Annotated in this window: 16 protein-coding genes; 14 read left to right on the top strand and 2 right to left on the bottom strand. The window is 69.8% G+C overall.

Annotation, left to right across the window (positions count from 1 at the left end):
• The first annotated feature begins 199 nt into the window (after positions 1-199).
• From ACZ5VQ_RS25790 to ACZ5VQ_RS25775, 4 genes are all read left to right on the top strand, one after another.
• On the top strand, positions 200-1,558 hold the full coding sequence (locus tag ACZ5VQ_RS25790; RefSeq protein ID WP_469106929.1) for a lectin: 1,359 nt from the start codon (positions 200-202) through the stop codon (positions 1,556-1,558).
• Positions 1,559-1,699: 141 nt separating this feature from the next.
• Complete coding sequence (locus ACZ5VQ_RS25785; protein WP_469106962.1) at positions 1,700-3,856, top strand: RICIN domain-containing protein; 2,157 nt, start codon at positions 1,700-1,702, stop codon at positions 3,854-3,856.
• A gap of 81 nt (positions 3,857-3,937) precedes the next feature.
• Positions 3,938-5,053: a glycoside hydrolase family 19 protein gene (locus tag ACZ5VQ_RS25780; protein WP_469106928.1), complete on the top strand. Its 1,116-nt coding sequence runs from the start codon at positions 3,938-3,940 to the stop codon at positions 5,051-5,053.
• A gap of 31 nt (positions 5,054-5,084) precedes the next feature.
• Complete coding sequence (locus ACZ5VQ_RS25775) at positions 5,085-5,852, top strand: NPP1 family protein (RefSeq protein WP_469106927.1); 768 nt, start codon at positions 5,085-5,087, stop codon at positions 5,850-5,852.
• Between the two features lie 187 nt (positions 5,853-6,039).
• On the opposite strand, the gene ACZ5VQ_RS25770 is transcribed toward ACZ5VQ_RS25775, so the two are convergent.
• Complete coding sequence (locus tag ACZ5VQ_RS25770) at positions 6,040-6,978, bottom strand: phosphotransferase (protein ID WP_469106926.1); 939 nt, start codon at positions 6,976-6,978, stop codon at positions 6,040-6,042.
• Between the two features lie 223 nt (positions 6,979-7,201).
• On the opposite strand from ACZ5VQ_RS25770, the gene ACZ5VQ_RS25765 reads away from it, so the two are divergent.
• From ACZ5VQ_RS25765 to ACZ5VQ_RS25750, 4 genes are read left to right on the top strand one after another with little or no spacing between them, the layout of a single operon-like run.
• On the top strand, positions 7,202-8,785 hold the full coding sequence (locus ACZ5VQ_RS25765; RefSeq protein WP_469106925.1) for an ABC transporter substrate-binding protein: 1,584 nt from the start codon (positions 7,202-7,204) through the stop codon (positions 8,783-8,785).
• 3 nt (positions 8,786-8,788) lie between these two features.
• Positions 8,789-9,715: an ABC transporter permease gene (locus ACZ5VQ_RS25760; RefSeq protein WP_469106924.1), complete on the top strand. Its 927-nt coding sequence runs from the start codon at positions 8,789-8,791 to the stop codon at positions 9,713-9,715.
• A 14-nt stretch (positions 9,716-9,729) separates the two neighbouring features.
• Positions 9,730-11,892 carry a dipeptide/oligopeptide/nickel ABC transporter permease/ATP-binding protein gene (locus ACZ5VQ_RS25755; RefSeq protein ID WP_469106923.1) on the top strand — a complete coding sequence of 721 codons (2,163 nt, stop codon included), beginning with the start codon at positions 9,730-9,732 and terminating at the stop codon, positions 11,890-11,892.
• Positions 11,885-12,886: an ABC transporter ATP-binding protein gene (locus ACZ5VQ_RS25750; protein WP_469106922.1), complete on the top strand. Its 1,002-nt coding sequence runs from the start codon at positions 11,885-11,887 to the stop codon at positions 12,884-12,886. Before ACZ5VQ_RS25755 ends, ACZ5VQ_RS25750 begins: the two co-directional genes overlap by 8 nt.
• Before the next feature lie 93 nt (positions 12,887-12,979).
• Here ACZ5VQ_RS25750 and ACZ5VQ_RS25745 read toward each other — a convergent pair whose 3' ends face one another.
• On the bottom strand, positions 12,980-13,753 hold the full coding sequence (locus ACZ5VQ_RS25745) for a sugar isomerase domain-containing protein (RefSeq protein WP_469106921.1): 774 nt from the start codon (positions 13,751-13,753) through the stop codon (positions 12,980-12,982).
• Positions 13,754-14,011: 258 nt separating this feature from the next.
• On the opposite strand from ACZ5VQ_RS25745, the gene ACZ5VQ_RS25740 reads away from it, so the two are divergent.
• The 6 genes from ACZ5VQ_RS25740 to ACZ5VQ_RS25715 all read left to right on the top strand — a co-directional run bounded on the left by ACZ5VQ_RS25740 (position 14,012) and on the right by ACZ5VQ_RS25715 (position 23,521).
• The gene (locus ACZ5VQ_RS25740) at positions 14,012-14,896 is read left to right on the top strand and encodes a MurR/RpiR family transcriptional regulator (RefSeq protein ID WP_469106961.1); all 885 of its coding nucleotides are present in this window, start codon (positions 14,012-14,014) and stop codon (positions 14,894-14,896) included.
• Positions 14,897-15,035: 139 nt separating this feature from the next.
• Entirely contained in the window at positions 15,036-19,352 is a 4,317-nt protein-coding gene (locus tag ACZ5VQ_RS25735; protein ID WP_469106920.1) for a glycoside hydrolase family 38 N-terminal domain-containing protein, read from the top strand.
• Positions 19,349-20,035, top strand: coding sequence for a peptidyl-prolyl cis-trans isomerase (locus ACZ5VQ_RS25730; protein ID WP_469106919.1), 687 nt, complete (start codon positions 19,349-19,351; stop codon positions 20,033-20,035). The genes ACZ5VQ_RS25735 and ACZ5VQ_RS25730 overlap by 4 nt, the downstream gene beginning before the upstream one ends.
• A 185-nt stretch (positions 20,036-20,220) precedes the next feature.
• A complete protein-coding gene (locus ACZ5VQ_RS25725; protein WP_469106918.1) occupies positions 20,221-21,591 on the top strand; it encodes an extracellular solute-binding protein in 1,371 nt (456 codons plus the stop codon).
• A complete protein-coding gene (locus tag ACZ5VQ_RS25720) occupies positions 21,591-22,613 on the top strand; it encodes a carbohydrate ABC transporter permease (RefSeq protein ID WP_469106960.1) in 1,023 nt (340 codons plus the stop codon). The genes ACZ5VQ_RS25725 and ACZ5VQ_RS25720 overlap by 1 nt, the downstream gene beginning before the upstream one ends.
• Positions 22,610-23,521 (top strand): carbohydrate ABC transporter permease, encoded by a 912-nt coding sequence (locus ACZ5VQ_RS25715; RefSeq protein ID WP_469106917.1) that lies wholly within the window; start codon positions 22,610-22,612, stop codon positions 23,519-23,521. Before ACZ5VQ_RS25720 ends, ACZ5VQ_RS25715 begins: the two co-directional genes overlap by 4 nt.
• Positions 23,522-23,537 lie beyond the last annotated feature (16 nt).

Genomic DNA, 23,537 nt, shown 5'->3' with positions numbered 1-23,537 from the left:
CGGGCACGCGCACCCCCTGGGCGAACGAAGCCTGGCCGGAAGCTGCAACTCACTTCCTTCACAGCTTACTTCACTTCTTGACGAAAGCGGTCCAGACCTTTAGGTTCACGGCTCAGCATCGCACCCTGTGACACATCCAGCGTTCACGAGGTGAACGGTGCCTCGGTTGCTCATCCCCCCACGAAGGGCCCCTGCGCGCATGCCCAGACCTCTCTCCGCAGTTGTCTCCCTCGCTGTTCTCTCCCTAGCCACCGGACTCCTCACCGCGTCCCCCGCGCAGGCGGCCACCGGCACTATCACCGGCCTCGCCGGGAAGTGCCTGGACGTCGCCGGGGCGAACTCCGCCGACGGCACGGCCGTCCAGCTCTACGACTGCAACGGCACCGCCGCCCAGCAGTGGACGGTCGGCAGCGACGGCACCGTCCGCGCCCTCGGCAAGTGCCTCGACGTCACGGGCAATTCGACTGCCGACGGTGCCACCGTGCAGCTGTGGAGCTGCACCGGCGGCGCCAACCAGAAGTGGACGGTCTCCTCCGGCAACGACATCGTCAACCCGCAGGCCGGCAAGTGCCTGGACGTCACCGGCAACAACTCCGCCAACGGCACCCGCATACAGATCTGGAGCTGCGGCGGCGGCGCCAACCAGAAGTGGACCGCGCCCGCTCCCGGTGACGGCGGCAACCCGTCCACGCCGATGGCCGTCGCGCCGTACCTCTACAACGGCTGGGGCAGCCCGCCGAACCCGACCACGGTCACCAACGCGACCGGCGTCAAGTACTTCACCCTCGCCTTCGTGCTCAGCAACGGCTACTGCAACCCCCAGTGGGACGGCGGCCGGGCGCTGACCGGCGGAGTCGACCAGCAGACGATCAACACCGTGCGGACGAACGGCGGCGACGTCGTCCCGTCGTTCGGCGGCTGGAGCGGCAACAAGCTGGAGAGCTCCTGCTCCACCGCGAGCGAACTCGCCGCCGCGTACCAGAGGGTCGTCAGCGCGTACGGGCTCAAGGCCATCGACATCGACCTGGAGGCCGACGCCTACAACAGCCCGACCGTGCAGCAGCGGACCGTGGATGCCCTGAAGACCGTGAAGGCCAACAACCCCGGCCTGAAGGTCTACGTCACCATCGGCACCGGCCAGAGCGGGCCCGACACCAGCCTGATCAACCGGGCCGCCGCCTCCGGTCTGACCGTGGACGCCTGGACGATCATGCCGTTCAACTTCGGCGGCGTCGGCCAGAACATGGGCAACCTCAGTACGCAGGCCGCCGAAGGCCTCAAGAACGCGCTGAAGAACGCCTACGGCTACAGCGACGACCAGGCCTACCGGCTCATGGGCATCTCGTCGATGAACGGCATCACCGACCAGAACGAGACCGTCACGGTGAACGACTTCCGGACGATGCTCGCCTACGCCCAGCAACACCACCTGGCCCGGCTGACCTTCTGGTCCGTCAACCGCGACCGTCCGTGCACCGGCGGCCCCGCCGACAGCTGCTCCGGTGTGGGCCAGTCCGACTGGGACTACACCCGTGTCTTCGCCGCGTACACCGGCTGATCCAGCCCCACCCCCACTCCCCCCATTCGCCGGCCCCTTCGGCCCCCACCCCCCATCCGCCGAACCCTTCGGCAAGGAGAATCCGTGTTCACCCACTTGCCCGCCGCGCTCAAGCGCCGCCGCAGATCCACTGCCGCCGCGCTGGTCACCGCGGCCGTCGCCTCCCTGCTCACCTCCGTGCCGGCGCCCGCGAGCGCGGCGGCGAGCGCGGCCGCCGCGTTGCCCACCGGCTTCGCCACCGTCATGAACGCCGCCAGCGGCAGATGTCTGGACGCAAGGTCCGCCGCCACCGCCAACGGCACCGTCGTTCAGCAGTACGCGTGCAACAGCTCGACGGCCCAGCAGTGGAGCTTCACCGCCACCAGCGACGGCTACGTCCGTATCAACAACGGCAACAACACCGGCCAGGTCGTTGACGTCGCCGACACGTCCACGGCCGACAACGCGCCTGTCCATCTGTGGGCCTACGGCGGCGGCACCAACCAGCAGTGGCTGCCGGTCGACGAGGGCGGCGGCGCCTACCACTTCGTGAACCGCAACAGCGGCAAGTGCCTGGACGACCCCGGCGCCTCGACCGCGGACAGCGTGCAGTTCGTGCAGTACACCTGCAACGGCAGCACCGCCCAGCGCTTCCAGGTGGTCCCCGTGACCCAGTCCGGCACGAATCCGGACCTCGGCCCGAACGTCGTCGTCTTCGACCCGTCGATGTCGTCGTCGACGATCCAGACCCGGGTGAACTCGATCTTCCAGCAGCAGGAGACGAACCAGTTCGGCTCCCAGCGCTACGCCGTCCTGTTCAAGCCGGGCTCCTACAACGCCGACGTCAACGTCGGCTTCTACACCCAGGTCGCGGGTCTGGGTCTGACCCCGGATGCCGTCACGATCAACGGCGCGGTGCATGCCGAGGCCGACTGGTTCCAGGGCAACGCGACGCAGAACTTCTGGCGCGGCGCCGAGAACCTGTCCGTCAACCCGACCGGCGGCACCGACCGTTGGGCGGTCTCACAGGCGGCCTCGTACCGCCGGATGCATCTGCGCGGCAACGTCGCGCTCGACGACAACGGCTGGTCCAGCGGCGGTCTGCTCGCCGACACCAAGATCGACGGACAGGTCAACTCCGGCAGCCAGCAGCAGTGGCTGACCCGCAACTCCCAGCTCGGCAGCTGGACCGGCTCCAACTGGAACATGGTCTTCGTCGGCAGCCAGGGCGTCCCGGCCACCAGCTTCCCCAGCCCGCCGTACACCACGGTCGCGCAGACCCCGGTCAGCCGGGAGAAGCCGTCCCTTTACGTCGACGGCAACGGCGCCTACCAGGTCTTCGTGCCGTCCGTGCGGTCCAACTCCTCAGGCACCAGCTGGGCGAACGGAACCCCGTCCGGCAGCTCGCTGTCCCTTGACACCTTCTACGTCGTGAAGCCGGGTGCGACCGCCGGGGACATCAACGCGGCGCTGGCGGCGGGCAAGAACCTCCTGGTCACCCCGGGTGTCTACCACCTCAACCAGACGCTCCAGGTGAACCGCGCCGACACCGTCGTCCTCGGTCTGGGCCTCGCCACGTTCATCCCGGACAACGGCATCACCGCGATGAAGGTGGCCGACGTCGACGGTGTGAAGGTAGCGGGCATCCTCTTCGACGCGGGCACCACCAACTCGCCCACCCTGATGGAGGTCGGCCCGACGGGCTCGTCCGCCTCGCACGCCTCGAACCCGACGTCCCTGCACGACGTGTACTTCCGCGTCGGCGGCGCCGCCGTCGGCAAGGCGACCACCAGCCTGGTGATCAACAGCGACAACGTCATCGCCGACCACACATGGATCTGGCGCGCCGACCACGGCAGCGGCGTCGGCTGGGCCACCAACACCGGGGACACGGGCCTGATCGTCAACGGTGACAACGTCACCGCGTACGGCCTGTTCGTCGAGCACTACCAGAAGTACCAGACCATCTGGAACGGCAACGGCGGGCGGACGTACTTCTACCAGAACGAGATGCCGTACGACCCACCGAACCAGGCGGCCTGGATGAACGGCTCCACGCAGGGCTACGCCGCCTACAAGGTCGCGAACTCCGTCACCAGCCACCAGGTGTACGGCTTCGGCAGCTACTGCTACTTCAACGTCAACCCGGGCGTGGCCGCCGAACGGGCCATCGAGGCGCCGAACAACTCCAATGTGCGCTTCACCAGCATGGTGACCGTCTCCCTCGGCGGAGTGGGCACCATCCGGCACGTGGTCAACGGCACGGGCGGCCCGTCCAACTCCACGACCAACGTGGCCAATCTGACCCAGTACCCCTAAGCACACCAGCTCCGACGACGGCCGTCCCCTCGCTCAGGGGACGGCCGTTCCACCCCCTACACCCAAGGAGCGTCCTCAGCCATGCACAGACCACGTTTCCTAGGCCGGTTCGCGGTCCTCACCGCGCTGTCCGCGGTCCTCACCGCCCTGCTCACCGTGACGCCCGCCCAGGCCGCCGACGGCTCGATCACCGGGCTCGCCGGCAAGTGCGTCGACGTCGCGGGCGCCAGCAGCGCCAACGGCACCGCCGTACAGCTCTACGACTGCAACGGGACAGGCGCCCAGATCTGGTCCAACCCGGGTGACGGCACCCTGCGTGCGCTCGGCAAGTGTCTGGACATCGTCGACCGCAGCACCGCGGACGGCGCGGCGGTCCAGCTGTGGGACTGCTCCGGCGGCACCAACCAGCAGTGGGTGGTCAGCGGCGCGAACGACATCGTCAACCCGGCTGCGAACAAGTGCCTGGACGTCACCGGCAACAACAGCGCCAACGGCACCCGGCTGCAGATCTGGACCTGCTCGGGCGGCGCGAACCAGAAGTGGAGCGCGCCCGCGAGCGGTGGCGGCGGCAACCCGTCCGGATTCGTCGTCACCGAGGGCCAGTTCAACCAGATGTTCCCGAGCCGGAACTCCTTCTACACGTACAGCGGCCTGACCGCCGCGCTGAGCGCCTATCCCGGCTTCGCGAACACCGGCAGCGACACCGTGAAGAAGCAGGAGGCCGCCGCCTTCCTCGCCAACGTCAACCACGAGACCGGCGGTCTCGTCCACATCGTCGAGCAGAACACGGCCAACTACCCGCACTACTGCGACTGGGGCCAGCCGTACGGCTGCCCGGCAGGGCAGGCCGCGTACTACGGCCGCGGGCCGATCCAGCTCAGCTGGAACTTCAACTACAAGGCCGCGGGCGACGCGCTCGGCATCGACCTCCTCAACAACCCCTGGCTCGTGCAGAACGACGCCGCCGTGGCCTGGAAGACCGGCCTCTGGTACTGGAACACCCAGAACGGCCCCGGCACCATGACCCCGCACAACGCCATGGTCAACCAGGCCGGTTTCGGCCAGACGATCCGCTCCATCAACGGCTCCCTGGAGTGCGACGGCAAGAACCCGGCGCAGGTGCAGAGCCGCGTGGACGCCTACAACCGCTTCACCTCGATCCTCGGCGTCTCGCCGGGCAGCAACCTGTACTGCTGACGACGGCCGCTCAGCTCAAGTAGGAGTCCCCATGCGCAAGTTGAGATCCCTCGCCAACGCCCTTCTCGGCACACTCGGCGCGATGACACTCGTCGTCGCGATCCCGGCGACCGCCCACGCGAACGTCCTGACCCTGCTGCCGCAGAACGCGAACAGCCTGGAGCAGACCTACTCCCCCGCCTACGACTACGACAGTGACGGCTGCTACGCCACCGCCGCCATCGGCGCCGACGGCACCATCAACCCCGGCCTGAAACTGGGCGGCGACGTCAACGGCAAGTGCCACGACCCCGCCCAGCTGAACAACGCCAACACCTACTCGCGCGAGAAGTGCAACAACGGCTGGTGCGCGGTCATGTACGCCAGCTACTTCGAGAAGGACCAGGTGACCCTCGGCCCGGCAGCCATCGGGCACACCCACGACTGGGAACACGTCATCGTGTGGATCAACAACAACGAGGTCCAGTACGTGTCGGTGTCCCAGCACAACAGCTACCAGACGCTCGCACGGTCGCAGATCCGCTTCGACGGCACCCACCCGAAGATCGTGTACCACAAGGACGGCCTCTCCAGTCACTGCTTCCGCTTCGCCAACAGCAGCGACGAGCCGGCGGAGAACGCCACGGGCAACTGGTTCTACCCGCGGCTCGTCGGCTGGGAGGGCTACCCGGCCGGTTACCGCGACAAGCTCAGCAGCGCCGACTTCGGCTCGGCCACCTTCAAGATCGACGACGGCGACTTCCAGTGGGCTCTCGACTACACGAGCCCGGCCGGAATCCCCTTCGACCCGTACGCCTGACCCTCGCCCCTCCGGGGCCGGCAACGATCCGTCGAAAAGCCCCCGCAGGCGCTTGCCTGCGGGGGCGCTCCTTTCGCGTGCGGTGTGATCGGCCTCCGTCTGTGTAACCGCACTCATCCGCAGCGCTGCCGGACGTGGCAGGCGGTCCGGCGCTCGCCTCCGTGCCCGCGCCCCGGACCGCCTTGGCTCAGCCCGGCGCGTCCATCAGGGCGGTGACATAGGCATCCAGCCGCTGTTCCACGACACGCGTCGTCAGCTCTGTCCTCCCTGCCTCCCGCCATGCCTGGGACACCAACCGCACTTCTCCCGAGAACGCCAGCCCGTCCCGCACCCGCCAGTACAGCCGTTCGCTCGCGGTCGCGGCCGGCACCCCGCCGGCCTCCTCGTACGCCTCGGCGAACCGCGGACCCCACGCCGAGCCGTGCAGCAGCGCGAGGTTGGTGGAGCAGTGCGCCACATCGAGATCCACCGGGCCCCAGGAGGTAGCCGCCCAGTCGACGACACCGGTGATCCGGGCCCCTGCGGGCCGTGCGGGCGCCACGTCGAACAGTACGTTGCCAGGGTGGAAGTCCCGGTGCAGGAACCGCCCTTCGTAGGGCGGCGTGGGCTTACGGATCACGTCGATCGCCGCGGCCCATGCCTCCGCGTCGGCGCCGTTCGGAGTCACGACAGTGTCGGCGGTCGTCAGCGCCACATACTCCCGGGGCCGCTCGGCGGGTCGCAAAGCGTGGATCGCCACGAGTTGGCGGGCCAGCAGAGGGACGCGCGTCTCCAATCCCTCGTCGTCGAGGACCGTCCGGCCCGCCAAATGCGTCATGAGGAGCGACGGATACTCGCAATACGCGGCGAACTGTGCGATGAGTTCCGCAGGACCGAAGTCGGCCGCCGGCCGCCGCGCCGCGTCGAACTCCATCCGCTCCCAGTCGCCGCGCGCCAGGACCATCCCCTTGACCATTCCGGGCAGCGTGGTGCACGTCGACAGGGTCAGGTGGGCCACCACGTCGTGGACGGTCCAGCCGGTGCGGAGCGATGGCGTTTCCCAGTCGGCGCCTTCCAGATGGTCGAGAAAGTCGGCGAGGCCGAGCCGTTCGCCCTTCGTCCAGGAAAGAACCCGTTCACGGTCCACGGCCGGTTCTCCTCACAGGGACACGTTCCCAGTCTCGCCCTCACCCCACACGGTCGTTCACATACGAAGACTCCAACGGCGCACCACCCTGCGGATGCCAAGGGCTTGCTGCACACCTCTTGACGCCCTCGGCACCATCGACTCAATAATGAGCGTCCACATATCTAAACCGAGTTTTTCCTTGTGGACAACGTTTGTGGTCGTAGAACAGCGCGGAGGAACAGTGACCGACCCAGGCCCAGTACGCACTCGTTCGACCACCCGCATCCACCGGGGGCGAACGGCGGGCGCGCTCGCGTCCGTTGTCGTGCTGCTCGCCGTCTCGGGATGCTCGGTGGCCGGCGGCGACCCCATCGGGGAAGGCCCTGGCACCCTGCGTGTCGTACTGCCCGAAGAGCCTCCGACCCTTGAGCCGTGCGATGCCTCGCTCACCGCGACGGGCCGGGTGACGCGCGCCAACATCACGGAGGCGCTCACCGAGCGGGACCCGTCCACCGGGCAACTGGAACAGGCGCTCGCCACCAAGTGGACGCGTGACTCACCCACTTCGTGGACCTTCACCCTGCGCGAGGGGGTCGAGTTCCATGACGACTCTCCGTTCACGGCCGAGGCCGCCGCGTTCTCCATCAAGCGCGCCACGGACTCGGACATCGACTGCAACGTCGACGGATACATCTTCACCGACAGCAAGATCACCGCAAAGGCGGTCGACGACACCACACTTGAGGTCACCACGGCCGAACCAGACCCGATCCTCCCGCTGCGCCTGTCCTTCGTCGAGATCGTGCCGACGAGCACGGACCCCGATTCCAGGGTGCGCGAACCGATCGGCACCGGTCCCTACCGGATCGACGAGTGGAGCCAGGGCCGCTTCCTCCGCCTGAAGCGCTTCTCCGGCTACTGGGGCGAGACCCCCGACTACGCGGCGGCCAAGTACGTCTGGCGCGCGGAGGGCAGCGTACGTGCGGCCATGGTCACCAACAACGAGGCGGATGTGGCGATCGGACTCGCGCCCGAGGACGGAGCGGGCGACCGTGCGGTCGAGTTCACCACCAACGAGGTCTCGTACGTGCGGATGGACGCGACCAAGGCGCCTCTCGACGACGTCCGTATCCGACGGGCCATCAACTACGCCATCGACAGGGAAGGTCTGGTCACGGCGGTCTTCTCGGGGCGGCCGAGCGGCCAGCTCGTGTCGAAGGGCGTCACCGGATACAACCCGCGCGTCAAGCCGTGGCCGTACGACCCGAAGCGCGCCAAGAGCCTGGTGGCCGAGGCCCGCGCCGACGGAGTACCGACCGACACCACCATCACGATCATCGGCCGCACCGGCATCTACCCGAAGGCCGCCGAGGCGATGGAGGTCGTGCAGGACGGCCTGCTCAAGGCGGGACTGAAGGTCAAGATCAAGATGCTGGACGTCAACGCCTGGCTGGAGTACCTGCTGCGCCCCTTCCCCAAGGGAATCGGCCCCACCCTCCTCCAGGCACAACACGGCAACCAGGCGGGAGACGCCGCGTTCACGATGGCACAGATCTACGGCAGCAAGGGCGCCCAGAGCAGCTACGGCACCCCCGAACTCGACGCGCTGACGAAGCAGGCGCAGCTCGCGTCGGGCGACAAGCGGCAGAAGGCCTTCGCGGACGCGTTCGCCCACCAGAACGACGAGGTCGTACGGGACGCCGTGATGGCCAACATGACCGGCATCCTCGCTCTCTCCTCGCACGTCCGCTACCGGCCGGACTCGGCCACCAACGACGAGATGCGGCTCTCCGACATGCGCCGCGCGGACCGAGGGAGGAGCTGACCGATGTTCACGATGCTGCGTCGCCGCGCGGTCTCCAGTGTCATTCCTCTGCTGGTCGTGGTCCTGGGAGTGTTCTTCCTGGCCCGGCTCACCGGAGACCCCGCCAATCTGTACCTCCCGCTCAGCGCGACACCTGAGATGAGGGCCGAGTTCTCCGCCCGCAACGGCTTCGACCAGCCGCTGGTCAACCAGTTCGGCGACTATCTGGTCCAGGTCGCCCACCTCGACTTCGGCGAGTCGCTGCGCACCGCCCAGTCGGCGAGCGAGTCGGTCCTGCGGGCCTTCCCCGCCACCCTGCAGCTGGCCGGATGGACGATGCTGCTCGCCATCGTGGGTGCCGTGGTGATCGGCAGCCTGGCGGCCTACCGGCCCAACTCGGCGACCGACCGGATCGCGAGCTTCCTGTCCTCGACGGCCGCGAGCGTCCCCGACTTCTGGTTCGCCATCATGGGCGTACTGATCTTCGCGGTGACCCTGGGCTGGCTGCCCACCTCCGGCACGAGCGGCGCGGCGGCCTGGGTCCTGCCCGTCGCCACGCTGCTCATCCGCCCCTTCGGGGTGCTGGTCCAGGTGGTGCGCGGCGCCATGGTCTCCGCGCTCTCCGCCCCGTACGTCAAAGTGGCGCGCAGCAAGGGTGCCAACGAAGTGCGGGTGGTCTTCGGGCACGCCCTGCGCAACGCGGCCGCACCCGCGCTCACCGTCGCGGGCGACCTCGCCGTCGGACTGGTCAACGGTGCCGTCGTCGTCGAGACCATCTTCGGCTGGCCCGGCATCGGCAAGCTCATGATCGACTCGGTTCTTCAGCGCGACTTCGCGGTGTTGCAGGCCGCTGTACTGCTCACCGCCCTGGTGATCTTCGCGCTCAACATCCTCGTGGACATCTGCCACGCGATCCTCGACCCGCGTGTCCGGCAGCGGGCGGCGGCGTGAGTCAAGGAAGTGACATGCTCCAGAAGAACAACGGTCAGAGCGACAGCGCCGGGAGCGGCGACGTCCCGGAAGACGCGGACGACGGCAGCGGCGCAACTCCTGCGGTCGACCAGGTGGTGACGGCTCGGCGGAAGTGGCTCGCCCTGCTCCTCCAGGACCGGTTCGCCTGCGCGGCAGCCCTGATCCTGCTCGGCGTCGCGCTGTGCGCCGTACTGGGTCCGATGCTCATCGGGGACCTGGCGACACGTCAGAATCTGCGCGATCCCGGGCGGTCGCCCTTCAGTCTCGACCACGGCTGGGCCTTCGTCCTCGGGAGCGACTCCCTTGGCCGACCGGTCGCCGCACGGCTGATAGCCGCGGCCGGGACCACCCTGTCCGTGGCCGTGCCCGCCGTGCTGTGTTCGCTCGTCGTGGGCTCGCTCTGGGGCATGTGGGCGGGTTACCACGGCGGTTGGCGCGAGAACGTGTCCCTTCGGATCGCCGACGTGATCCTCAGCTTCCCGTCTCTTCTGCTGGCCGTGGTCGTGCTGTACGTCTTCTCGCCGAGCGCCTCCGGGATCGTGCTGGTTCTCGCCGTTGCCCGGATCCCCGTGTACCTGCGCACCTCGCGGGCCGAGTCCGCGGAACTGCGCAGTCGCCTGTTCATGGACGCGGCCCGCACCTTCGGCACCAGCAGCTGGGCGAGCATCCGACGCCATGTCGCTCCCACGGTGCTGCCCACCCTGCTCACCGTCGCCGCGCTCGACTTCTGCTTCGTGATGCTGACCGAGTCGTCGCTGAGCTTCCTCGGCATCGGCATCCAACCACCGGACGTGAGCTGGGGCCTGATGGTGGCTCAGGGGCGTCAGGAGTTGCAGAGCTCGTGGTGGATCGCGGTCTTCCCCGGGCTCGCCATCGTCGTCACCACTGTGTCGGCGACCGTCCTCGCAGCCTGGGCCCGCCTGGCGACCGACCCGGGCCAGCGGTGGCGGCACGGCCTGCGCCGCGGCCGGCTCCGCCGGTCGGCGGCCGTGGGGACGGGGGCCCGTCGGGTTTCGGCGGCCGAGACGGCCACGGTCGTGGCGGGGTCCGAGCCCGAGCCCGGTCCGGCCCCGTCGGGAGCGAAGCCCGAGCCCGCCCCGGTCTCACCCGAGGCAGCAGCCGAGCCCGCCCCGGCGGTGTCGAAAGCCGTAGAGGCCTCTGCCGACCATGCCTCGACCAGAGCCGACACCCTGACCGTCGACAGCCTGTCGGTCGACATCCGTACCGCCGCCGGCCCCGTCCCCGTCGTACGCGGCGTGAGTTTCTCCGTGCGTTCGGGCGAGACGCTGGCCCTGCTGGGCGAGTCCGGGTGCGGCAAGAGCATGACGGCACACGCGGTGGCCGGGCTGCTCGATCCGGCCGCCGAAGTCGTGGGCGGGCAGGCGCTGTTGGAGGGCGAGGACCTGCTCGGGCTCGGCGCACGGGCCCGGCGTCGGCTCGCCGGACCGGGCCTCGCCATCGTCTTCCAGGACGCGCTCAGCGCGCTCAACCCCGTCCAGACGGTGGGGGCGCAGCTCGCGGAGCCGTTCCGTATCCACGAGCGGATCTCCCGGCGCGCCGCGCGAGCGAAGGCCGTCGAGCTGATGGAACGCGTCGGCATCCCGGAGGCGCGCTCCCGCGCGGGCGCCTACCCACACCAGTTCTCCGGAGGCATGCGCCAGCGGCTGCTGATCGCGATGGCGGTCGCACTCCGGCCGAAGGTCCTGCTCGCCGACGAGCCCACCACAGCGCTCGACGTCACCGTGCAGGCCCAGATCATGGACCTGCTGCGCGAACTGCGGAGCGAGCAGCGGATGGCCCTGGTCCTCATCACCCACGACCTCGGCCTGGTCGCCGAACACGCGGACCGGGTCGCCGTCATGTACGCGGGTACGGTCGTGGAGACCGGCCCGGTTGCCGAGGTGTTCGGCAAGCCCAACCACCCGTACACGCGGGGCCTGTTGGAGTCGGTGCCGGCCGAGCAGCACAAGGGCACCCGGCTGAACTCCATCCCCGGGAGCCCGCCCGATCCCCGCAACGTGCCCTCCGGCTGCGCTTTCCGTATGCGGTGCCCCATGGCCCGCGACCTCTGCGCCACGCACCGGCCGGTGCTGGCCGCGACGGGAGCCGACCGCGCCGCCGCCTGCCACTTCGGGAAGGAACTGGCCGATGCCTGAGCCCGGGACGACACTGCTTGAGGCCACCGGCCTGACGAAGAGCTTCGCGGTTCCGCGTACCGCGAAGGGCAGCACCAGGCTGCGCGCGCTCGAAGGGGTCGATCTGCGGCTGGAGCGCGGAGAGACGCTCGGCCTGGTCGGCGAGTCCGGGTGCGGCAAGACCACGCTGGCCAGGGTGCTGCTGATGTTGGAGCGGCCCGACGCGGGCACCGTACGGTTCGACGGAGTGGACCCGTTCTCGTTGTCGGGGGCGAAGCTGCTCGCCTGGCGCCGCAAGGTGCAGATGGTCTTCCAGGACCCGTTCGGCTCGCTCAACCCCCGGCTCTGTGCGGCGGATCTGATCAGCGAGCCGTGGCTCACCCACCGCGATCTCGTGCCCGCCTCGAAGCGGGCGGCGCGCGTGGGTGAGCTGCTGGAGATGGTCGGGCTGCGCGCGTCCGACGCGCGTCGCCACCCGCAGGAGTTCTCCGGAGGGCAGCGGCAGCGGATCGGGATCGCCCGCGCCCTGGCGCTGGAGCCCGACGTCATCGTGTGCGACGAGCCCGTCTCCGCGCTCGACCTGTCGGTGCAGGCGCAGGTGCTCAACCTCCTGGGTGATCTGCGGGACGAGCTGGGGCTGTCGTACGTGTTCATCTCGCACGACCTGTCCGTGGTGCGGCACGTCGCCGACCGGGTCGCCGTGATGTACCTCGGCAGGATCGTGGAGACGGGGCCGGCGGAGGAGTTGTTCGAGCAGCCGCGGCACCCCTATACGGCAGCACTTCTGTCGGCTGCCCCGTCCCTGGCGACCGGGGGCGGGGCGAAGAGGGAGCGCATCCTGCTCACCGGCGAGATCCCCTCACCGGCGGACCCGCCGTCCGGCTGCAGGTTCAGGACCCGCTGCTGGCGCGCCGAGGACATCTGCGCCGAGACCTCCCCCACGCCGACGCCCGATGCTGCCCATCACAGAGCGGCCTGCCACTTCCCACTGGAGGAGGCGCTCGCGCCCCGTTAGGGACGCGGAGCCGCGTATCGATACGCGGCTCCGCCGCCTGGGCGCGACCAGCCACAACAAACCCGCAGGTTCATAGCCCCACCAAGCGGAGCTTCAGCTCGCCGTACGCCGAATCCGTCCCGCATACCGCCGCTCAAGGTCGAGGTTCCCCTCGAATCCGCCCGGCACGTTGGCGGACACGTACACCGGCGGTCGCACCCCCGCCGCGAGCAGCAGTGAGGCCGCTTCGGCGACGGCCATCTGGACGAGCATCACGCCGGTCAGGGTCGACAGGGCGCAGACGGAGCCGCCGCCGGGGAGGGGAAGGAGGGCGTCCCCCCGTGGCGCCGCGTTGTCCAGGACGACGTCGGCGATGTCGGCGAGCTTCCGGCCGCTGGGGTGGGAGGCGGGGACGGCCCGGGTGTGGCTCAGCGAGGTGATGGCCAGGACGCGGTGGCCGCGTTCCTTGGCCCGCAGAGCCATCTCCACGATCACGCTGTTGACACCCGAGTTGGAGATGATGACGAACAGGTCCTCGGGCCGCGGTTCGGCGAGGTCGTAGATGCGCTCGGCGACGCCCGGCTCGCGCTCCAGGAGCGGGTCGTCGAGGACGCTCGGGTCGTCGCCGCCGTACAGGACGAGGTCGGCGATGCTCAGCCGGTTCGTGGGCACGAGCCCCCCGGCGCGTCCGGCGAGTTCCAGGACGAGGGCCTGGGAGTGCCCGGTGCCGAACGCCTGGACGACGCCGTCGTTCCGCACACAGTGAGCGATCAGCTCGGCGGCGCGCCGCACTTCGCCCTGGGCGGACCCCGCGGACTCGGCGATGCGGTTCAGGGCGTCCAGGCCTTCACGCGCAAACCCGCTGGCGTTCACAGAGTCGACGGACACGCGGCACTCCCCACCGGTGGATGAAACCACCATCCCTTACGAGCTTACTTGAATGAATAAACCATAGGTCACGAGCGGCGGGCAACGCCCTGTCCACCGGCGCCGTCACCGCGCCCCGGGCCGGACCCGGACCGGAGGTCCCCTTGGTCCTGAGATTCAATCTGCGAGATGGTGGGTGGCTGATACATTCTCAGCTGCACAGCAGGCACCACCGAGGAGATCGGGTACCCCATGGAACGGACCGGCGCCGGCAACGGAATGCCCCCGACGGACGTCACCTCACTGATCCGCACCGAGCTGCCCCGGCTGGCCGGCTCGCTCCGGAAGGTGGGCGAGCTGATCCTGGCGGATCCCGCGGCGGTCACCCACTCCTCCGCCGCCGAGCTGGGCCGCCGTACGGGCACGTCACAGGCCACGGTGACCCGGTTCTGCCGTGCCATCGGCCTCGACTCGTACCAGCACCTGCTGATCGAGCTGGCCCAGGAGCGCGGTCGCGGCGAGGTGTCCGACTGGGGCAGCGCGGAGATCGGTCCCGAGATCTCCCCGGACGACGATCTCGAACGCGTCGTCACCGTCGTCGGCAGCGCCGACCTGCGCGCGGTCCAGCAGACGATCGACCGGATGGACCTGGACGCGCTGGAGCGCGCGGCCCAGGCCGTCGCCCGCGCCCGCCGCATCGACGTCTACGGCGTCGGCGGCAGCGGGGCCGTCGCCCAGGAGACCGAGACCCGCCTCTTCCGCATCGGCTGCGCGGTGCGGGGCTGGAACGAGGTGCACGGGGCGGCCACCTCCGCCGCGCTGCTCACCCCGGCGGACGTCGCCATCGGCATCTCGCACTCCGGGGCGACCCGCGAGACCATCGAGCCCTTCGAGCTCGCCAAGGAGCGCGGCGCCACCACCGTGGCACTCACCTCCGACCCGCGTTCGCCGCTGGCCCGGGCCGCCGACATCCGGCTGATCTCGGCCACCTCGGAGACCAGCTTCCGTACCGGGAGCATCGGCGGGCGGCACTCCGTACTCGTCCTCATCGACTGCCTCTACGTCCGGGTCGCCCAGCTCTCCTACCAGCGCGCGAGCGCCTCACTGGCACTGACCGACCACATCACCCCGCAGCACACGGTGAAGAGCCGCCGGACCCGGTGATCCCGACCGCTGGTGCCCCGACCGCCGGCGACTCGACCGCAGTGTATGGATGAACCACCGAGAAAACATGAAGATGGTTGTTTGAACCATCCCCTCGGTGCCACGATGGTGCTCCGCCGAGCATCCTCGTAGGAGCCCCATGCGCGTCACCTCTGTCGAGTCGACCGAGCTCTTCGTCGGAACCACCGAGCAGCCGCGCCAGATCGTGGCCGTCGAGCTGAGCCACACCCCCGGCCGGACCGTCCGTCTGACAGTCGAGGGTTCCGGTGTCGCCGGGGAGGCCCTCGTCACGGTGGCCGACGACGGCACCGCGCGCGCCGAGATACCCGTGCGCACCGGCCTCGCCCCGGGCGAGCGCCGCGACATCTCGGTGACCGCGACCGACGTGATCGCCACCGACGAGGCCCAAGTGGCCGTGCACCCCGCCGAGTTCACGGCGGCGGAGCCCGGCTGGACGATGTTCATGGTCAGCCACTTCCACTACGACCCCGTCTGGTGGAACACCCAGGGCGCGTACACCGAGACCTGGGACGTCGCCGACGACCCGGCGTCGACGGGGCTGCCCGCGCGCACCTTCGACTCCCGCGGCCAGTCCGGAATGAGTCTCGTACGGGCCCACTGCGACCTGGCGCGCCGCGACCCGGCGTACACCTTCGTGCTCGCGGAGGTCGACTACCTCAAGCCGTACTGGGACGCTTTCCCCGAGGAGCGCGCCTTCCTGCGGGAGCTGCTGCGGACCGGCCGGGTCGAGATCATGGGCGGCACCTACAACGAGCCGAACACCAACCTCACCGGCGCCGAGGCCACCATCCGCAACGCCGTCTACGGGGACGGCTTCCAGCGGGCCGTCATGGGGGCGTCACCGGAGACGGCCTGGCAGCTGGACGCCTTCGGCCACGACCCGCAGTTCCCGGGGCTGATGGCCGACGCGGGACTGTCCTCCAGCTCATGGGCGCGCGGCCCGTTCCACCAGTGGGGTCCCACCCTCTCCGTCTTCGGCGAGGAGCCCCGGGACCCGAACCGGATGCAGTTCCCCGCCGAGTTCTCCTGGATCGCCCCCTCGGGACGCGGGCTGCTGACCGCGTACATGGTCAACCACTACGGCGCGGGCTGGGCCATCGACAACGCGCCGACACTGCCCGAGGCCCAGGCCGCCGCGCTCAAGCTCTTCAAAGGGCTCAAGCAGGTCGCGCTCACCCGTAACGTGCTGCTCCCGGTCGGCGGGGACTACGCGCCGCCGTGCCGCTGGGTCATGGACATCCACCGCGACTGGAACGCCCGGTACGTCTGGCCGCGCTTCGTCAGTGCCGTGCCGCGCGACTTCTTCGCCGCCGTACGGGCCGAGCTGGACGCCGAGGGGCGCACGGCGTCGCCGCAGACCCGGGACATGAACCCCGTCTACACCGGCAAGGACGTCTCCTACATCGACACCAAGCAGGCCCAGCGGTACGGGGAGACGCTGCTCGCCGACGCCGAGGCGTGGGCGACACTCGCCTCGCTCGTCACCGGGCACCCCTATCCGGACGCGGCCCTCGACAAGGCGTGGCGGCAGCTGATCTACGGCGCCCATCACGACGCCATCACCGGCTCGGAGTCCGACCAGGTCTACATCGACCTGCTCACCGGGTGGCGGGAACTGGCGGACCTCGCCGAGGCAGTGCACGCCGACGCGACCGACGCCCTCGCCCGGCACGTGGCCCCGCTGCCGGGCGGCGGCCCCGACCTGGTGGTGTTCAACTCCGCGACCTGGCAGCGGCAGGACGTGCTGACCGTCGACGACCCCGGACTCGTACCACTCGACGACACGGGTCTCCCGCTGCCCGCCGTGCGGGAGAACGGCGAGCTCCGCGTGATCGTGCCGGAGGTCCCCGGTATGGGGCTCAAGGCGCTCCCGCTCGCGCGGGGCACCGTCCCCGAGTGGGTGCCGGGCGAAGGCACCACGATCCGCAACGAGTTCTACGAGCTGACCGTGGACCCGGGACGCGGCGGCGGGGTGAGCCGGCTGCGCGCGCTCACGGAGGGCGGACGGGATCTGCTGCGCGCCGGCGACATCGGCAACGAGCTGGTCGTGCAGGAGGAGTACCCGCGCCACCCCCGCTTCGGTGAGGGGCCCTGGCATCTCACCCCGACCGGGACCACGGCCGCCCGCAGCCGCGATGTGACCGCGGGCGTCCGGGTCGAGCACTCCCCCGCCGGTTCCCGCGTCACCGTCACCGCCGACCTCGGCCTCTTCCGCTACACACAGCGGCTGTGTCTCTGGAAGGGTGTCGCGCGCCTGGACGTGTCCACCACCATCGACGGATACGACGGTGCCGACCGGCTGATCCGGGTCCGCTGGCCCTCCGACGTGCGGGGTGGGCTGCCGGTGCACGAGGTGGCCGACGCCGTCATCGGCCGCGGGTTCGGCTTCGTGGAGGTCGACAGCGAGCGGTTCCCCTGGACGCTGGACAACCCGGCCAACACCTGGTTCGGCCTGGGCTCCACGGCCCGTGCGGAGATCCGCGACGACACGGGCGCCCTCCTCGGCCACCGCTCGATCGGCGTGGCCGAACTCGTCTACTCCTCCTGGGACGAGGCCGGTGAACTCGGCACCCCGCTCGCGGCGGCCCTGGTCCGCGCGGGCGTCACCGCGACTTCGACGATCGCCGACGGACCGCGCTACGGCGACCTGGAGATCGACTCCAACCTGCCCGACATCCGCATCGCCGTCGGCGGCCCCGAACGCAACACGGTCGTCGCGGAAGCACTCGGCTGGGACCCGGCCGCCGGACGCGAACTGCGCCGGCAGCTCACCGCCCACGGCGTCGCGGCCGTCTGGGTCGCACCTCGCGCGAGCCTGCGCGAGGAGTGGGTCCCCGGAGCCGACCTCCGTGACCTCGAACGGCTGCCGCTGCTCGTCGTGGCGGGCGCCCGCCCGCAGGACGACGCCAAGGCGGTCGACGCGCTGGTGGCCGACCTGGACGACGCGATCCTGCGGGCCACGGCGGCGGGCGGCGGCGAGGCCCTGCCGCCGGGCGACGCCTGGGACGGCCGCAGCTTCGCCGTCCTCAACCGCGGCACACCCGGCTGCGTGGTCACCTCCTCGGGCGACCTCTACATGTCGCTGATGCGCTCCTGCACGGGCTGGCCCTCGGGCATCTGGATCGACCCGCCCCGCCGAACCGCCCCCGACGGCTCGGCCTTCCAGCTCCAGCGGTGGTCGCACACCTTCGAGTACGCCGTGGTGGGCGGCGAGGGCGACTGGCGGAAGCTGGGACTGCCGCGCACCGGCCACGCGTACAACCACCCGCTCACGGCACGGCTGCGCGACGGCGACGCCTCGGACGTATCGGATGTGTCTGCTGTATCGGACGCATCACCAAAAGCCCCCGTCCTGCCGAGGAGAGCGGCCCTGCTGGGGCTGGAACCGGAGGGCGAGGTCCTGCTCGACGCGCTCAAACCGGTCGGCTCGCCGCTGGCCCGCGGCAGCGTGGCCCCGGCGGACCCGGGCCGCGGAGTCGTCGTACGGATGCACGAGGTGTCCGGTCGTCCGGCCCGGGCCCGGGTGCGTGGCCCGTTGGCGTGGACGACCGGAACCCGCGCCGATGTCCTGGAGAACCCCGGGGCACCTCTGACCCCGGACCAGGAAGGGGTTCTCGACGTCGACCTGACCGGGTTCGAGGTCGCGACGGTCCTGGCGACTCCCGGGGACGGACGGATGCCGCACGGCCCCGGCATCGCCGCGCACGAGCCCGCGCAACCCGTCCACACCCGGTACTGGCTGCACAACTCCGGCCCCGCCCCGCGCGGCAACATGCCCGTCGCGGTGTACGTCTCACCGACCGCGCTCACCCTCTCCGGGCAGCCGGTGACCGCGACGGTCCGCGTCGGCTCGGAGCTCACCGACGCCCCGGTCTCGGGCAAGGTCGCCCTGCGCGTACCGCCCGGCTGGTCCGCCGAACCCGCCGAACTGCCGTACGCGCTGGGCCCCGGCGGATTCACCCTCTCCGAGGTCACCGTCACCCCCGCCCCCGACGCCGCCCCCGGCCGCCACTGGCTCGCCGCCCTGCTGTCGTACGGCGGTCAGACGTACGAGGATGTCGTGGCCCTCGACGTGCCGGGCACCGTCCCGGAGGGCGAGCCGGACGGTCGCACGGGCCCGACTCTCGTGTCCTGCCTGGGAGTTGAGCGGATCAGGGTGCGCGCGGGTGAGCTCGGACGGGTTCCGGTGACGGTGCGCAACACCACCCGTGGTCCGGTCGACGGCACCCTGTGGGCGGTGTCGTCGTGGGGCACCTGGCCGGGGGTGAGCCCGGGCTGCCAGGGCTTCACCGTGCCCGCCGGGGAGCGGCTGGAGTGCGCGATCGAGGTGGACGGCTCCGCGGTGCCGCCGGGGTCGTACTGGCTGATGGCGAAGATCGCGTGGCACGGCAACGTCGCCTACACGGAGGCCGTACCGCTGGAGGTACTGCCATGAGCGATCACGTACATACGCGTTCACATCCGCCCGACGGCCCCGCGCACACCCACCTGCCCGACGGCGTGGCCGCGCTCGTGGACGGCGACGCCCTCGCCGCGGCGCACGTGGACGCGTTGCTGAGGGTCGTACCGCCGCGCGATCCCGTGACCCGTCCCGACGCGTCGGCGCGCGCGGAACGGCAGCGGCGGCGCTGGGCGACCCAGGTGGTCGTCGTGGACGAACTGGCCCGCCGGGCCTGCGCCGAGCGCGGTCTGAGGCCTCCCGAAGAGGTCCGGCCGGCGCAGGTGCTCGCCGTGGCCGAGGAGGACGTCGCGGATCTCGGCAGCATCGTCGCCGCGGTGCTCGCCCACTCCCCGGCCGCGCGCGTCCTGCTCGCCGCGCTGGAGAGCGAACAGGACGTGCCGGAGTCGGCGGTACGGGACTACTACGACCGCAACCCGGACCGCTTCCTCACCCCGGACGCCCTGCGACGCGGAGTCGACCCCTTCGGCGGGACGGACACCTCGGACCACCTCCCGTACGAGGGCGTACGTGAGGGTGTCGCCCACGAGTTGCGCCGGTCCGCCGGCCGGCGTGCCTTCTTCGCCTGGCTCGACCGGGCGCGCGCCGGGGTCGTGTACGCCGCCGGGCACGAGCACCCCGGCGATCCGTCGCACCCGGACCACGAGCACCGGCACTGACCGCACGCCGACGGCGTCCGGGCCGCGCGCGCCGACTGCGTACTGACCGCGCACCGACCGTGTCCGGAACCTAAAAGCAACACAGCACCCATTGACCTCCGATGAATTCTGGTCCACCTTTTCATCAATCGGAGTCGAAGTTGGTGAATTGAACCAGCAGCAGACTGGGTCTCAGGAGGGCAGCAATGCGCGCAAGAAGACTGACCGGATCCCTGGCCTGGCTCGTCGTACTGACGTTGACGGCCGCAGGCTGCGGCCTCTCCGGGGGCTCCGACGACGGTGGCGCCACCGCGGGCGGTTGCAAGGTCGACAAGGGAAACGTCGGGTCGGGCAAGCTCACCGGTGACGTCGACGGAAAGATCACTTTCCAGACGACCAACCTGAAGAAGGACTTCGGGGACTTCTTCAACGGGGTCATCAAGGCCTTCGAGAAGGCCAACCCCGGCACCTCGGTCAAGTGGATCGACGACCCCGGCGACAGCACCTTCACCCAGCGCACCGTCGCCGACGCCCAGGGCTGCACCATGCCGGACGTGGTCAACGTCGACGCCCCCACCGCGACCGCGCTCACCAAGGCCGGCTACCTCCTCGACCTGGGCGTCAAGGACCCTGACGCCGCCAAGCCGTTCGTCCCGGCGTTCTGGAAGTCCAGCACCTACAAGGACGCCTCGGGGAAGGCGGCACACACCGTGCTGCCCTGGTACACCGGCGGCGTCCTCCTCACGTACAACACCGACATGCTGAAGAAGGCCGGCATCGACCCGGCGAAGCCGCCGAAGACCATGTTCGGGCTGTTCGCCGACTACGAGAAGATCGCCAAGTCGGCCAAGGGCAAGTACTACGCGACGATGGCCAACCCGATCTGGCGGATCCCGGCCGACTGGGACCAGATGAACATCAAGACGCTGTCCGCCGACGGCAGGTCCACCGCCTTCGCCGACGATCCGAGGACCGCCCAGTGGGTGGCCTGGATGGCGAAGCTGTACAAGGAAGGCGCCATGCCGAAGGACTCGCTGTCCTCCAGCAACGACCCCTCCACGCCGTACAGCCAGGGCCAGGTCGCCTACGGTTCGACGAACCCGAGCTTCGTGCGCTTCGTGAAGCAGAACAGCCCGTCGGTGTACGCCAAGACCGGCGTCGGCCAGCAGCCCTTCGACGCGCTCGGCCACACCACGGCCGCCCCTCAGTACATCTCGGTCGCCGCGACCAGCAAGCACGCCCCCACGGCGCTCGCGTTCGCCAAGTTCCTCACCAACGCCGAGAACCAGACGGCCTGGTGCAAGGATCCGAACGTCGTGATCTTCCCGACGACCACGACCTCGCTGGACGACCCGTTCTTCCAGAACGCGACCGGCAGCGATCCCTTCTCCCAGGCCCGCAAGCTCGTCGCCGAGCAGCTCAAGACCACCACCGCCTACCAGACCAACATCTCCCCGGCCGTGCAGAAGGCCATCGTGTCCCAGGTCCAGCTGGCCATGCAGGGCAAGAAGAGCCCTGAGCAGGCCGTGAAGGACGCCCAGGAGAAGGCCGACGAGCTGTTGAAGCAGGCAGGCTGATCGTGGCGACGCAGACCGCGAAGCCGGTGTCCACGCCCGGTGCGGAGCACACAGCCTCCGTGCCGGGCGTGGCCCCGTCCCGCATACGCCGACTGAGCCGAGCAGTGCTGCCCGGCCCCGCGCCCGGCGCCAACGGCGCGGCGCTGTACCGCCGTTGGTGGCTGCCCTGGCTGTGGACCGCTCCCGCGATCGTCTGCGCGGTGGTCTTCGGAGTGTTCCCGTTCCTCAACACCCTCCTGCTGTCATTCACCAACGCCAAGCCGCTCGGCGGCGCCGCGAGCTTCGTCGGACTCGACAACTACACCCGGATGCTGGACGACTCGGACTTCTGGCTGGCGACCCGCAACAGCATCCTGTACGCGCTGATCGTGGTGCCGCTGATGGTGCTGCTGCCTCTGCTGCTGGCCATCCTGGTGGAGAAGAACCTGCCCGGCATCGGCTTCTTCCGCTCCGCCTTCTACACCCCCGTCCTCGCCTCCAGCGTCGTCGTGGGTCTGAGCTGGCAGTGGCTGCTGGCCGACGACGGGCTGATCAACACCTGGCTGGAGAAGGCCCATCTGATCAGGGACGCCATCCCGTTCCTGTCCGACTCGTGGCTGATCCTGTTCTCCGCGATGGGCCTGACGCTGTGGAAGGGGCTCGGCTGGTACATGATCTTCTACCTGGCCGCGCTGGGGAACGTGCCGAAGGAACTGCACGAGGCGGCGTCCATGGACGGCGCCGGCGCGGTCCGCCGCTTCTGGCACATCACCGTGCCGGGCGTGCGGCAGGCCATGATGCTGGTCGGCACCCTCACCGGCATCGGCTCGCTGCGCGTGTTCACCGAGCTCTACATGCTCGGCGGTCCCACCGGCGGCCCCGGTGGCGCGGACCGCACGCTGCCCTTCTACATCAAGGACGTCGGCCTCGACCCGATCACCGGCAACGCCGGTTACGGCTCGGCGGTCAGCGTGGCGCTGTTCCTGCTGACGCTGGGACTGACCCTGCTGGCGCAGCGGCTGACGAGGGAGGACGAGTCATGACGACCGCGACCGCAGCCTCGACCGCAACCGCGGCAGAGACCGCACCGCGCCGCAGGAGACTGCTGCCGCGCTGGCGGGACTACGGCCGCCCCCGGGAGCTGGTCGTCCGCTATCTGCTGCTGCTCTTCGTGCTCGGCATCACCGTCGGACCGCTGGTCTGGCAGCTCCTGGCCTCGCTGAAGAGCACCAGCGAGGACGTCTTCGGCGCCAACGCCTCACTGTTTCCGCACGAGCCGACCCTGCGGGCCTACCGGGCGGTCTTCGACCAGGTGCCGGTGGCCACGTACATCAGGAACAGCATGTTCGTGGTCGTCCTGTCCGTTGGCAGCCAGCTGCTGTTCTCCACCACGGCCGGCTACATGCTCTCCAAGCCCAACTGGAAGGGCCGCAAAGCGGTTTGGGTCGTGCTGATCGCCTCGATGATGTTCCCCTTCGAGTCGATCATGGTGTCGCTGTTCCTGAGCATCCGCGACCTGGGTCTCGTCGACAACCTGGTGGGCGTTTGGCTGCCCGGGTTCGTCGGTGCCATCAACGTGCTGCTGATGCGCGCCGCGTTCATGGCGGTGCCGCGCGAGATCGAGGACTCGGCGATGCTCGACGGCGCCGGCGAGTGGCAGCGCTTCCGGTATCTGTACCTGCCGTCCGCGTGGGGGGCGATCCTGGTGGTCACCATCAACACCTTCATCAGCGCCTGGGACGACTTCCTCTGGCCACTGATCGTGCTGCGCTCGGAGGAACACATGACGCTGACGCTGGGTCTCTCGCGGCTGCAGAGCTCGTCGTTCGGCTACGACCAGCGGGTGGTCATGGCCGGCTCGGTGATCTCCGTCATCCCGGTGCTGGTGCTGTTCGTGATCACGCAGCGGTGGTTCTACAAGGGGGTTTCGTCGGGGGCGGTGAAGCTCTGACGAGTTCGCCGACCGC

The sequence above is a fragment of the Streptomyces sp. NPDC033178 genome, from assembly GCF_055577685.1.
Note: the sequence above shows the minus strand (reverse complement) of the source record. Positions and strands in the feature narration are given on the sequence as shown.